This window comes from Aquimarina macrocephali JAMB N27 (assembly GCF_000520995.1).
Classification (GTDB): Bacteria; Bacteroidota; Bacteroidia; order Flavobacteriales; family Flavobacteriaceae; genus Aquimarina; species Aquimarina macrocephali.
Window position 1 is genome coordinate 550,390 of sequence record NZ_JACA01000001.1, and the last position, 14,279, is coordinate 564,668.

Here is a 14,279-nt window from a genome sequence, read left to right on the forward strand (position 1 = left end):
AAATATAAGTGTCCTTAAAGTTTGAATTTCAAGAAATCAGGACACAATTTGTTGCTGTTGTCTATATTCTTTGGGAGAGACCCCTGTGTGTTTTTTAAAAGCAGAATAAAAAGGTGACTTCGAATTAAATCCACATTCCATAGCAATACCAAGTACGGTATAGTTATCATAATCAGGATCATTTAGTTTGGATTTTACTTCCTCGACTCTATAGCTATTTATATAGTCAGAAAAATTGCAGCCTCCTAGTTTATTGATCAATTGGGATAGATAGTTACTGCTTATTTGTAATCTTTTTGAAATATTTTCTAAACCTAAATTAGGATCGACATAAATTTTTTCTTCTTTCATTAAAAAATCCAGCTCTTTAAAATAGGCATTATCATTTGTAATATTGCTAAGTACTACCGTATTGGTACTGGTATTGATTTGAGAAAGTTTTATTTCTGTTAATTTAGCTATCAATAAAAATAATGCGATATGATGTGATTTAAAATATGCTTTCCCATCATGTTCGGCATCTAAAACTCCTACCACTTTCTCTCTTACAAATATAGGAACAGAAAGCTTTGATTTTCTTGCTATATCCTTCTTCTTATCACCAATAATTCCACTTAAATTTTCTATACATTGATATTTCCCCAACCGCACTACTTTACCTAAGATTCCTTCTCCAATTGGGATAGGTGTTTGTTTTTTTCTTTTTGTGATTTCACAACTGTTCTTGTTACTGTATGTTGCTTTAGGAATTAATATTTTATTTTCTTTACATATCATATAGATACTGCATTCCTGCAGTTGTAATTGAGAAATACAATTCTCTACAATATCTGATAGAACATCATCTCTCTTATTTTTATCAAACAAAGAAGTAGCAAAATAACTTAATATCCCCGTAATAGATATGGGATTAGAGTGTACTAATTGAAGTTCTCTTTCTGAGAAAATATGACCTAGTCCTGATAGTTGAAAATTAGTAATCTTTTTCTGTATTGGATCTTCTAAATTATTAACGCTACCAGATACTTTCTTTAAATGTTTCATCCCCAAAAACAGAAAGACATAACAAAATATCATGTATAACATCCAAATCGGGTAATATGCAGAATGGCCGGTTATTTCTTCTTTAATAAAAAACAAAGTAATAGTAAGCATCCATAATACGGATAGGAGTACTAGTACAACAAAAATATTCTTTATCCATTTTGTTTTTTTCCTAACATAAACAAAAGATAATCTTCCCAAAGAATTCTCATATTTCTGTATTATACGATAATTCCATATCGAGAGTAGAAAACAAAAAATAACAGTAAAATTTTCATCTACTTCATTAAGAAGAAAGGAAACTGTACTTTTTGAAAAAATAGAATAATCTATCAGAATATTAATCTTTATTAATGAATATACAACAAAAAATACCGTAAACGGAATCAAAAGATAGTGCCGATATCTATTATATATTTCTTCTTTTTCAAGATAGTAGCACGTAAATGCTGTAAAAAAAACGGGAGATAAAAATTCGAATGGAGTATACAGTATAAGAATCCAGGGATATAATTTTGTAATTCTAAAATCTATTAGTAGTATTTGAATAATTACCAAGTTGGCAGTAATCAAGAAATAATAAAAAAATCTAAATGTCTTTTCTTTTTTTTTGCAACAGCATAATTTAAGGACTGCAAAAACTACAATGCCCAGACACCCTATAAGCAAAATAATATTGTATGGGTTTATTTTCATTGATTACATAAATGTATTCCTACTACAATATCTATAACGTCTAATAACGTACAGACCCCACCCTTTATTTTAGGTTATTTTTGCGGTTTATTATAAAATTATATTAATATGATAAGGTTTCTTGTTAATTTATCATAAAAACCCCTACTAAATTTAGAATTATCCACTTTTAGTGCTCTTTTCTTCCTGAATAATATTCTGTTTTTGATGATAAAACATAATGCCATTCGAATTGTTTTCATTTTATGAAAAATAAAACAGTCTTGTTAAATAATTATCAAAATTTATCTACAAAATTTGAAATATCAACATTTAATTCTTTTTGATGATGTTAGACTGAATATAGGGAAAACAAGTACTTAACAGCATTACTAAAAAATATAATATAACGGTAGATACATCTATATCAATAGATGTGTCAAGCTCAACCTATACCAAAAAACAGAGCATGTAATTAATATTAATACAAATTTAAAACAACACTTTATGGAATAAAATCAGACTCTACGAAGTATTAGAGTAATCTTCTCAAACAAGGGGAAAAGAACAAAAAAATCAATTTTTAGAAAAACGAATTATGAATAAAAAAATCAATACATATTTTTTGAATTCAGCAGAAATTATTAAAAATCAATTATTTACAACCACAACAATTTTTATGTTATGTTTATCTGTGGGGCTGTTTAGTGCATATGGAAATACTCACAAAATAAATAAAATTGGTGATGTTCTGCAAGAAAGAGAAATAAAAGGAAAAGTAACAGATGATAGTGGTATACCACTACCTGGGGTAGCAGTAATCATCAAAGGATCAAACCAGGGAGCGCAAACTGATTTTGATGGAAACTATATCATTAATGCCAAGGCTGGTGAGGTATTAATGTTTTCTTATATCGGAATGAAAACAGAGGAGAGAATAATCGATACCATATCAGACACTATCAATATTGAAATGGTATCTGATACTCAGGAGCTTGAAGAAATCGTTGTACTTGGGTACACTACAAGAGGTAAAAATGAAATTACCGGTAGTACTGTACAAGTCGTTGCCAATGAAATTAATGATGTACCAGTAGTAACTGTAGATCAAGCATTGCAAGGTAAAGTAGCTGGTTTAAATATAGCTTCTTCTTCGGGAACACCCGGATCGACACAACAAATCAGAATTCGGGGAGTAGGTTCTATTACTTCATCAAATGCCCCACTTTTTGTAATCGATGGTGTGCCTATGGTTAATTATAATACTTCTGGTAGCAGTTCTGCCAGTTCTTTGAGTTCTCTATCCAGTATTAATAGTAGAGATGTAGAAAGTATTACTGTTCTTAAGGACGCTTCTGCAACTGCAGCTTACGGGGCAAGAGGATCCAATGGGGTTATCGTAATTACTACAAAGAATGGTAAAAAAAATAGAAAGACGACATTTAATTTTACCTCTACTTATGGATATCAGAAGCAAGCTGTAGAAGGATCTAAAGTGTTAACTGCTGCACAGCGGGAAGAACTTTTTTATGATGCTGTGTTTAATACATATGGAGAAACGTATAGTATAGACAGATCAGAAGCCAAAGACATTTATGAACGATTCCCTGGATTCTGGGGTACCTCATATACCGATTGGAACGCAAATGGAAGACCCGAAGCAAACTGGCAGGAAGAAATCAAAACTCCAAATCCAACTTTGATGACTTATGATTTTTCTGCCACAGGAGGAAGTGAAACATCCACATTCTACACATCTTTAGGATATAATAAAACTGAAGGTATTGTTAAAGGAACCGAATACGAACGAATCACAGCTAAGTTCAATTTTACCAAGGACATGACTAAAACACTAAAATTTACAAATAATATTAGTGTTTCTAATTTAAATCAAGATGGGTTATTTGAGCAAGGAGCGTTTTATGCCAGTGGACTTTCTGTTCAATTTTTTGTGCCGCCAACACTACCACCATATAATGCTGATGGAACCCTGAATCTTACTGATTTTGGAAGCACTACCAACTACTTCAATTATCTTTATTTAATTGAGAATGATATCATTAATAATGACGTTACTCGTGCAATGAATAGCTCGTCTTTAGAATGGAAAATTCTTGATGGTTTAAAATTTAAAACCAATTTTAGTATCGATTATACTCTGGCTAATTACAAACGTTTTGCCAATAGAGTCCATGGTGGAGGTGTCGAAGAAGGAGGTGTTTCTGCCGCTGCGACCGCTCGTAATTTTAACTGGGTCACTCAAAATTCTTTAAATTATAAAACCAGCATAGACAAACATAATTTTGATATTACCGTATTACAAGAATTTCAAAAGAATAAAAATGATCTTATCAGTGCTCAGGGAGAAAAATTTGCAAAAGAAGGATTGACCTATATAGCAGAAGCTAGTACTAATTTTTCAGCAAGCACTTCTTTTGCCGATTGGAAAAACCTTTCTTACTTGGGGATGTTAAATTATAATTATGATGATACTTATATTTTTGATGCTACATATCGAAAAGAGGCTTCTTCTCGTTTTTCACCAGAGCAACGATTTGGTGACTTCTGGTCTGTAGGTGCAGCATGGAATATCACCTCAGAAGAATTCTTATATGATAATGCTATATTTAATAACCTGAGATTAAGAGCTTCTTACGGGACCAGTGGTAGTGCAGGTGTAGCAATTAACAGCTATCAGTCATTATTAGCCTATAATGCAGATTATAATGCTAATCCAGGAATATATCCCATAGGATATGGTAACGATGCTTTATCCTGGGAAAAAAATAACACACTAGATATAGGAATCGACTTTGGCCTTTTTAATGATAAAATATCGGGATCTGTTGCCTATTACAATAAAAAGACCTTTGATATTTTACAAAGTGTAGGGCTATCTCGTACTACAGGGTTCTCATCTATTAACAGAAACATAGGAGAAGTAATAAATAAAGGGATTGAAATAGAACTAAATTATGATATCATTAGTACTGATGATTTTAACTGGAGTGTTTTCGGAAATTTTGCCACAGTAGATAATGAAGTAACAAAATTGGCTAAAGACGCTAATGGAGAAGATATTCTACTTACTTCAGGAACCAAGAGAACAGAAGTAGGACATCCGATTGGTGAATGGTATATGAGAAAATGGGCAGGTGTAGATCCCGAAAATGGTGATCCTTTATGGTTTATTAATGGAGTAGATGGTGAAACAACCAATACGTATAGTGATGCAGAAGTAGCATATCAGGGAGCAAGTGCTATACCAACCTATAGTGGTGGTTTTGGAACACATATTGATTACAAAGGGTTCTTTATGGATGCTAACTTGTACTTTACAGGTGGTAACAAAGTATACGAAAGCTGGTCATATTATACCAAAAGTAACGGATTAAACAGTACCCTATATTTTAATGGTACCGAAGAACTCTTACAAAGCTGGAAACAACCAGGTGATATTACAGATTACCCTGCATTACAATCTAATACAGCAGCAGGAAACCAAGCTTCTTCTACATCAACAAGATTTTTATATGATGGAGATTTCATCCGATTAAGAGAGTTGGTACTAGGATACAATCTTACTAACAATACACTAGATACTATAGGTATTGACGGAATCACATTTACTCTAAGAGGTACTAACCTATTTACCTGGGTAAAAGATGATCGATTAAAACACGATCCGGAAGTAAGAACTGATGGATTTACCAGATTAACTACACCTCCTGTAAAATCATTTGTATTTGGTGTTAACCTAAAATTTTAAATCATGAAGAAAAAAATAGTATACCTCGTATGTAGTGCTTTATTTATAGCATCAATATCTTCTTGTAGTAATGATGATTTAGAGCCTACTTTACTTCAAAATCAAAACTTAGAAGGTAATATTAGTACCATAGAAGATTTATCTAATCTTCTAAATGGCACCTATAGTTGGATGACTCAATCTACCTATTATGGAAGAGATATCATCGTATATGGAGAAGCAAGATCAGATAATGCGTATTCTACTGGTAAATCAGGTCGTTTTATTAGTGTTAGCGATATGAACATGTTAGAATCAGACGGCTACACTTTAAATACCTGGTCAGTAATCTATACTGCGATATCCACAGCCAATATCGCTATTAATGTCGAAGGGGTTGAAGGAGATGAAGATCAAATCAATCATACTAAAGGTCAGGCTTATGTCATAAGGGCTTTAGGTCATTTTGATTTATTACGTTTATATGGTCAACAACATGTGGATAACGGAGGGCTAAGTGCTTTAGGAGTTCCTTATATTGATAAATTTAAAGACGATGATGATCTTCTTCCAAGTAGAAAAACTGTAGGGGAAGTAAAAAATTTAATTCTTGCTGATCTTGACAAAGCATCATCTTTAATGTCTGAAACTCTTAATGGTACATCTACCTACATAACCACTTATGCTGCTAATGCAGTTAAGGCAAGAGTAGCCTTATATTTTGAAGAATATGGTATAGCCAAAGATGCAGCTAAAGCTGTAATTGACTCGGGGCAATTTACAATATTAGATTCTGCTTCATATGTAGAGAGTTGGTCTAAGGATAATGAGCCTAACTCGATCTTTGAACTAGCTTATGACAAAGATGACAATCAAGGCATAAACGGTTTGGCAAATATCTACCGATTTGGGTATGGTGATATTGTAGCATATGATGATTTTACTTCTATTTTTGATGCTGGAGATATTAGAAGAACTACCAGTATGATTGATATTGACGGAGATAAATTGAGAAATATTGGTAAATATCCTTCTCAATCTTTTGATGATAATATTAGTTTAATAAGATATGAAGAAATCATTTTAATTTATGCAGAAGCATTACTAGAAACAGGAGCCACGGGCGATGCTTTAATCTGGTTAAATATGATTCCTGATAATAGAGATGCTAACTTATATACAGAGGCTACCAAAGAAAATATTCTTTTAGAGAGAAGAAAAGAATTATGTTTTGAAGGGTTTAGATTTGATGATTTGGCTCGTACAAAGCAAGATATCCCAAAACTAAATGTAGTTTCTCAAGGGCCAGTATACGGTAGCTATAATTATGCCTTTCCTATTCCTTTAGCCGAGTTAAATGCAAACTCTAATATGGTACCCAATAAAGGATATTAAAGAAAATGTGATTTGTTTTATATCATAAATGTTTGAATTGCTTAAACCCCATCAAAATATTCTGATGGGGTTTATACAGTAAAAGTGTAAGCTATTAAGAATCTTTTTTTATTTAATTTTCCATATAGTTTTTGCTTTTTGCTTTCCAGCAGAAACTTCTACTGAATATCTTCCTGTAGGAAGGTAATATTTTCCATTTTTTCTTTTCGAAACTTCTTCATCAGGAAATTCTTTTTCAAGTATATTTTTCCCTTTTTCTGTGATCGTAAGATCATATTCTACATAGTTAAGCCCTTTATCAGCTTTTGTAGAAAATTCCTGAAGTACTTTTCCTTCTTCGGTAGTAATTTTAATAGAAAAACCTCCTGGTTTTCCAGAATAAAATTTAATGGTAGTTGTCGGTTCATATGGTGTAGACCATTTACTCCAAGAAACACCCCATCGATCTGACCACTGCATTGCAGGTGTGTCAAAAACATAAAGTCCTTTATTTATTACATTATCATCAAGAAGCTGCACTTCTTCTATATTTGTTTTGTATATACTTCTACCATGTGTTCCTAATAACAAGTCATTAGCCTCTGGTTGGATTACAATATCATGAACCGCCACATTAGGCAATCCATTAGAAAAAACTTGCCAGCTTGCTCCTTTATCTAATGAAACATAAGCTCCATTATCTGTTCCTATATATACTACGTTTTCATTTTTAGGATCTTCTTTAATCACATTTATTGCAGATACAGGTAAACCGTTTCCTATATTCTTCCAACTCTGTCCATAGTTTTCACTTACATAGATATAAGGTTTAAAATCATCCCATCGATATCCATTTAATGTTACATATACTCTTCCCTTTTTATGAGAAGAAGCAATCACTCTTGACACCCAAAGATCTTTAGGAAAAGATTCCGAAATCTTACTCCAACTTCCTCCAGAATTTTTAGTTACATATACTAATCCATCATCACTACCTGTGTAGATCAGTCCAAATTGAAATATCGATTCGGCAATAGTAGATAATGTTCCATAAGCTACATTTCCTTTTTTACCACCATTCGTTAAATCGTTAGATATAGTAGTCCAGTCATCACCCTGGTTCATAGAGCGCATTAACTTATTACCTCCTAAATATAAAATGTCTTGATTGTGTGGCGACAGTAAAATTGGTGTTTGCCAATTAAATCGATAAGGAGATTCTCCTAGCTCATGCTTAGGTTGAATATAGGTTTGTTTGTTTTTTGCACGATGTATTCTAAAATAATTACCAAACTGAAATCCAGTATATACAATATTTGCATCCCGATCATCAATCTGCACCTGCATACCATCACCTCCCATAATACTTTCCCAGGGGTAATGACCATTTTGATGCCAGGAATCATCTTCTTTAGCATTATGCGCTCCTACCCAAACTCCATTATCTTGCAATCCGCCATATACATTATATGGTTTCTCATGATCAATATTAATTGCATAAAACTGTCCCACACTAGGTTGATTTGCTTTTATCCAGTTTTCTCCATCATCGTAAGAGATATTTAGTCCCCCATCATTACCATTTATCAAGTGCATAGGGTTTTTAGGATTGATCCACAATGAATGATGATCGGCATGAACGTTTTGTCCATTAATATTGGTAAATGTTTTTCCGGCATCTTTAGATTTCAAAATAGGGACTCCAGAAATATATATATGATCCTTATTAGCTGGGTTTACCTGTATTTGAGCAAAGTAATATCCATAACTATAAAATAGATCATCTATATAGTCTTTATGGGTTTTTGTCCAAGATTTCCCGCCATCATTGCTTCTGTATACTTCTGCTCCTATAACCGGAGTATCAAATAACATTGCATTAGCGTTTTCGAGGTATTTCGAGAGGTCTATTGGTTTTACTGTACCTCCACGCACAAGTTGCTTTACATTATCTGCTCTATATTTTTCTTGAAACCCATTAGTTTTTAAAAATGCATTTAGCTTTTTATTTTCCAGTTTTAAAAAAGCTTCTGATGACATCGTTTTAAAATCCTCTTTGGTTAATCCGGTACCGCTTTTTTTGGTATCGTTTTCCTTTCTTCTATACTGGCTATCATGTACAGCATATATTGTGTTTTCATCAAAAACGGCAAGGCCAATTCGACCTACTCCTTCTCCTGTAGGAAAACCACTTCCTTCTATAGATATTTTATTCCAGGTAGTTCCAGCATCAATACTTTTATAAATCCCTGACCCTAATCCATTACCTTCAAAATTCCAGGCTTTACGATCTTTATCCCATGCAGCTGCGTACATAATATTATAGTTGCCAGGCGCATATGCCAAATCAATGATACCCGTTCGATCGTTAATAAACAACGTTTTTTTCCAGGTAGTCCCTCCATCTGTTGTTTTATAGACTCCACGTTCTTGATTAGAAGAATATAAGTGCCCTGTTACTCCCACGACTACCTCATCTGGATTATTAGGGTTAATAACGATTCTACCTATATGATGTGAATCGAGTAGTCCTACATTTTTCCATGTCTTACCATTATCTGTAGATTTTAGAATTCCTATTCCTGCATAGGATGACCTAGACGAATTATTTTCACCGGTTCCTACCCAAATAATATTATTTTTCCAGTCTACTGCAATATCACCTACATTAATTGTCTCTGCCGAATCCAGAACAGGTTCAAAAATAGTTCCATTATTTACTGTATGCCACAACCCTCCAGAAGCATATCCTACATAAAACTCTGTAGTATTTTCTGGGTTTATATCAACATCAACTACACGACCACTCATTACAGTTGGGCCAATATTTTTAAAAGGTACATGTTTTACTAAAGAAGACTTTTCCATTTGCTTTTTGTTCAGCAATCCTTTCTGTACTAATTCTGCATTAGTAGCGGGTTGTTGAGAAAAAATAAAAGAAGAAAGAAATAGGAAAAATAATGATGATGTAAATATTTTCATTTTGATGGGTGTTTAGTGCGTTGAAAGTAGATATTGTTATAACAAACTCAAAATTTTTAGATATTGTTTAACAATCATTTGCCATAAAACAATAGTTATAAAACGCAAAGGATAGTATCTATTTTTTGCGTTTCTCGTAATTTTTTAGTTAATTTATTAAGTACTAATCAATAAAACACACAATCATGGAAGAGTATTTACCGTTAATTATTCAATTAATCAGCGGGGCCGTGGGAGGAAACATCGCAGGCTCATTATTAAAAAATGCATCTTTGGGTAAAGTAGGAAATTCAATTCTGGGAATACTCGGAGGAGGTTTAGGTGGATATTTGTTAAGTTATCTGGGAATCGGTACTTCTGGCGGAATGGATTTGTCCGGAATATTAGGAAGCATTGCTGGTGGTGGAGTTGGTGGTGGTGTATTAATGGCTATAATAGGTTTAATCAAAAATGCAATAAGCAAATAAAAATACATTCATATTAGCAAAAAAAGTTAAGGTAAATTAAATATTTAAAAAGGAACTCATAAGATTTTGAGTTCCTTTTTTTATTACGCAAATAATAATCATATTTTTGAAGAAAATCAGTATTCTTAATCCTCGTTTGGTCTAGAGGGCTTATGAGGTTTGTAATTAAACAACATATCATACAATGAAATATAACCAGATCGATAGAAATCTCTTTATCAAAAATCGTAAAAACTTTACAGCACAAATGAAACCCAATAGCATTGCTATATTTAATAGTAATGATATATATCCAATTAGTGCCGATAGTACTATGCCTTTTGAGCAGCATAGAGATATTTTTTACCTAAGTGGTGTTGATCAGGAAGAAAGTGTATTATTACTTTTTCCCGATGCTCCTATGGAGAAACATCGTGAGATTTTATTTCTAAAAGAAACCAATGAACATATTGCAATTTGGGAAGGTGAAAAATTAACCAAAGAACGAGCTTTTGATGTTTCTGGAGTCAGAACCGTATATTGGCTTCAGGATTTAGAGAAAATTTTCTTTGAACTCATGACACAATGTGAAACCGTGTATGTAAACACTAACGAACATTACAGATCTAGTGTAGAAACAGAAACTCGTGAAGATCGTTTTACCAAATGGTGGAAAGCAAAATATCCAGCACATACCGTAGCAAAAAGCAATCCTATTTTACAACGATTGCGTGCAATAAAAGATCCTATAGAAATTGATCTTATGCAAACAGCTTGTAATATTACCGAAAAAGGATTTCGAAGACTTTTAAGCTTTGTAAAACCAGATGTTTGGGAGTATAATATTGAAGCCGAATTATTGCACGAATTTATCAATAACAGATCCAAAGGTTTTGCCTATACTCCTATAATCGCAAGCGGAAATAATGCCAATGTACTTCATTATATAGAAAATAACCAACCCTGTAAAGCAGGAGATTTAATCCTTATGGATGTTGCTGCAGAATATGCCAATTACTCTAGTGATTTGTCACGTACAATTCCGGTATCGGGAAAATATTCTAAACGTCAACGAGATGTTTATGACGCTGTACTTAGAGTTAAAAATGAAGCTACCAAAATGTTGGTTCCAGGAACTGTTTGGGCCGATTATCATGTTGAAGTTGGTAAAATTATGACATCTGAATTATTAGGTTTAGGTCTTATAGATAAGGTCGATGTGCAAAAGGAAGATCCAGAATGGCCTGCATACAAAAAATACTTTATGCACGGCACCTCTCACCATATAGGATTAGATACTCATGATTATGGTATCCTTACTGACCCTATGAAAGCTAATATGGTATTTACTGTTGAGCCAGGAATTTATATTCCTGATGAAGGTTTTGGAATTCGTATTGAGGATGATGTAGTGATCCAGGAAAAAGGAGAGCCTTCTAACCTAATGGCTAATATTCCTATCGAAGCTGAAGAAATTGAAGAATTAATGAATAATTAGACCTCAACAAAATCATCTATAAGCTCTGTACATACATTATCTGTATGGGGCTTATATTACCCCCTGAAAACACGAAAAAAAATGGCGGTAAAGCCGTAAGGTAGTTTCTCTTATTTTTTATAGTTTAGTTGAGAATAACTCTAAAACCAGTTCTACTATGAAAAAGCTTCTTCTATGTTTTTTCGTCATTACGCTTTGCAATGCCTGCACTAAAAAAAACAAATCGCCATTAGTTGGTAAATGGAAGCTAACACATGTACTGGTCGATCCAGGAAATGGAAAAGGTGCCTTTCAAAAAACGAACCAAGAAAAAGTTATCGAATTCTTTAATGATGGCACCTTAAAAACAAACGTATCTTACTGCCCATTAGACAATGATAAGACTATTGGAATGTCTGGAACGTATGATATGAATCATACTCAGCTTATCATGGCTTGTACATCTTCAGAATCTAAAATAAATTTTGAAATAAACGATTCTAAGTTGATCATCGATTATCCGACTCAATGCATGGAGCCTTGCAAAGAAAAATATACCAAAATTGATTGATAGTCTTCTTTTTTAAACAACCGAACTAAATCTAAAATTCGCATAAAATCTTATAATCGCTAGTAAAAAATCTCTCATCTTGTTATATAAACTAATTAAGAGTTTCTCGTAATTGATAAAAACCGTATTTCTTTTATTGACTTTGATATCAATATTTAAATACTTTTGACTCTTAATTAAAATTCTAAATGGTATGGTATGTATTTAAAACTACTTAGCAGCATTGTCATTTTTTCTATCTCGTTTATAAGCTATGGGCAATCTTTTCAGGTTCCTGATTCCTTGATGCAAAAAACATACAAACAGCTTAGTGAAGACTTTCATACAAATTTAGATAGTAATAAGTCAAAAGCAAGATTATATGCCCAGGCATATTTTAACAAAGGAAAAAACAGCAAAGACAGCAGTCGCATAGCGTGGTCTTATGTATATAAAAGTCTATTGTATAATGATTCGAAAAATAGAAAAATAGAAGCTCTAGATAGTGCTGTTTTTTTTGGCAAAAATATAGTTAAAAAGAACCATCCAGAGGTTTTCTATAATAAAAGAGCAATTTCCTTTGGAGAGTTTGGTGACCTTAATAATAGTTTTAAGGACTACTTAACAGCATTAGACCACTCTAGAAAAAACAATAATGCACCATATATATATCTTCTAAAGCATAATATTGCAAATTTAAAAAGGAAACTAGGAAAATATGACGAGGCCAAAAGATTATTTATAGAATGTATAACGTATGAAAAAAGCATCAAAAACAAAACGAAACGAGACACTATTTCTTATCTATTGACGCTAACAGAACTCGTCTCTGTATATAGATTAAATAATCAAATAGATTCTGCAAAAATTTTAAATAAAGAAGGAGCTAAGTTTTCTAAAGGTAAACCCGTTGGATTTTTATTCGACTTAAATGATGGTGTTTTAGATTATCACGACCAAGAATATAGTACTTCGGTAAAGAAAATTAAAACAGTATTACCCAAAATTATTAATCCTGAAAGAGGTTATGAAAGTACTACCGATTTAATTAATGCGTATCTATATTTAGGAAATTCTAATAAAAGCTTAGGTGAAATCTCAAAGTCTATTAATTACTTCAAAAAAATAGATTCTATATCTAAAACTTTAAATTATTTTTTACCCGAAAGTAGATCAGCCTATATAGAACTGGTTGATTATTACAAATCTATTGATGACCACACCAACCAATTACTGTACATAAATAAATTATTAAGTGCAGATAGTATTTTAACAAAGAACTACAGGATTGTTAGTGATAAAATATTAAGAGAATTTGATACTCAGGAACTCCTTGAGCAAAAACAGAAAATCATAGCTTCATTAGAAAAAGAAAACAATAGGATATCTTCTCAAAATATTATCATATTAATATTTCTGTTATTAAGCCTAATTGGTATTGGTTACTATTACTATCGACAACAGCTTTACAAAAAGAGGTTTTTAAAACTCTTGCATCAAATTTCTGATCAAAACCAAAAAAAAAATCAATCTAATGATGATCCAAGTCCCTCATCAATTAACAAAAAGACCCTAGACAAACTACTTAACAAGCTACAGCAATTTGAAGAAAAAAAAGAGTTTTTAAGACCTCTAACCTCAAAAGATCTTGCCAAAAGCTTTGGATCAAACTCTAGTTATCTTTCTAAAGTGGTTAATACTTTTAAAGAAAAAAGTTTCAGTAATTATATCAATGATTTACGAATCGATTTTGTAATCGATAAATTAAACGATGATTCGATATTTAGAAAATATACAGTGCAAGCCATTGCACAAGAAATTGGTTTTAATAATTCTGAAGCATTTTCTAAAGCATTCTATAAAAAGACAGGGATTTATCCTTCATATTTTATTAAAAAGTTAGAAAAGCAAAAAAATAGTAAGTCTAATCAGTCTTCTCGTTGATATTTCTACTCATCTATAGAATATTTTCTATACTTCCTT

8 protein-coding genes are annotated in these 14,279 nt (G+C 32.3%); 6 read left to right on the top strand and 2 right to left on the bottom strand.

What is annotated here, in order from left to right; genetic code table 11:
- Positions 1 to 36: 36 nt before the first annotated feature.
- Positions 37 to 1,740 carry a helix-turn-helix domain-containing protein gene (locus tag Z054_RS29840; RefSeq protein WP_024768539.1) on the bottom strand — a complete coding sequence of 568 codons (1,704 nt, stop codon included), beginning with the start codon at positions 1,738 to 1,740 and terminating at the stop codon, positions 37 to 39.
- A gap of 577 nt (positions 1,741 to 2,317) precedes the next feature.
- On the opposite strand from Z054_RS29840, the gene Z054_RS0102585 reads away from it, so the two are divergent.
- Positions 2,318 to 5,488 carry a SusC/RagA family TonB-linked outer membrane protein gene (locus Z054_RS0102585; RefSeq protein WP_024768540.1) on the top strand — a complete coding sequence of 1,057 codons (3,171 nt, stop codon included), beginning with the start codon at positions 2,318 to 2,320 and terminating at the stop codon, positions 5,486 to 5,488.
- Between the two features lie 3 nt (positions 5,489 to 5,491).
- Entirely contained in the window at positions 5,492 to 6,862 is a 1,371-nt protein-coding gene (locus Z054_RS0102590; protein ID WP_024768541.1) for a RagB/SusD family nutrient uptake outer membrane protein, read from the top strand.
- 108 nt (positions 6,863 to 6,970) lie between these two features.
- On the opposite strand, the gene Z054_RS0102595 is transcribed toward Z054_RS0102590, so the two are convergent.
- On the bottom strand, positions 6,971 to 9,823 hold the full coding sequence (locus Z054_RS0102595) for a VPS10 domain-containing protein (RefSeq protein ID WP_051473648.1): 2,853 nt from the start codon (positions 9,821 to 9,823) through the stop codon (positions 6,971 to 6,973).
- Between the two features lie 185 nt (positions 9,824 to 10,008).
- Between Z054_RS0102595 and Z054_RS0102600 the strand changes: the two genes are divergently transcribed.
- The 4 genes from Z054_RS0102600 to Z054_RS0102615 all read left to right on the top strand — a co-directional run bounded on the left by Z054_RS0102600 (position 10,009) and on the right by Z054_RS0102615 (position 14,240).
- Complete coding sequence (locus tag Z054_RS0102600) at positions 10,009 to 10,290, top strand: hypothetical protein (RefSeq protein WP_024768543.1); 282 nt, start codon at positions 10,009 to 10,011, stop codon at positions 10,288 to 10,290.
- A 184-nt stretch (positions 10,291 to 10,474) separates the two neighbouring features.
- A complete protein-coding gene (locus tag Z054_RS0102605) occupies positions 10,475 to 11,767 on the top strand; it encodes an aminopeptidase P family protein (protein WP_024768544.1) in 1,293 nt (430 codons plus the stop codon).
- 157 nt (positions 11,768 to 11,924) lie between these two features.
- Positions 11,925 to 12,317, top strand: a complete 393-nt coding sequence (locus Z054_RS0102610) for a lipocalin family protein (RefSeq protein ID WP_024768545.1) — start codon at positions 11,925 to 11,927, stop codon at positions 12,315 to 12,317.
- 198 nt (positions 12,318 to 12,515) lie between these two features.
- A complete protein-coding gene (locus Z054_RS0102615) occupies positions 12,516 to 14,240 on the top strand; it encodes an AraC family transcriptional regulator (RefSeq protein WP_024768546.1) in 1,725 nt (574 codons plus the stop codon).
- Positions 14,241 to 14,279: the final 39 nt, after the last annotated feature.

Coding starts and splice junctions, on each gene's coding strand:
- Z054_RS29840 (WP_024768539.1), bottom strand. CDS start 1,740: ATGAAAATAAACCCATACAATATTATTTTGCTTATAGGGTGTCTGGGC.
- Z054_RS0102585 (WP_024768540.1), top strand. CDS start 2,318: ATGAATAAAAAAATCAATACATATTTTTTGAATTCAGCAGAAATTATT.
- Z054_RS0102590 (WP_024768541.1), top strand. CDS start 5,492: ATGAAGAAAAAAATAGTATACCTCGTATGTAGTGCTTTATTTATAGCA.
- Z054_RS0102595 (WP_051473648.1), bottom strand. CDS start 9,823: ATGAAAATATTTACATCATCATTATTTTTCCTATTTCTTTCTTCTTTT.
- Z054_RS0102600 (WP_024768543.1), top strand. CDS start 10,009: ATGGAAGAGTATTTACCGTTAATTATTCAATTAATCAGCGGGGCCGTG.
- Z054_RS0102605 (WP_024768544.1), top strand. CDS start 10,475: ATGAAATATAACCAGATCGATAGAAATCTCTTTATCAAAAATCGTAAA.
- Z054_RS0102610 (WP_024768545.1), top strand. CDS start 11,925: ATGAAAAAGCTTCTTCTATGTTTTTTCGTCATTACGCTTTGCAATGCC.
- Z054_RS0102615 (WP_024768546.1), top strand. CDS start 12,516: ATGTATTTAAAACTACTTAGCAGCATTGTCATTTTTTCTATCTCGTTT.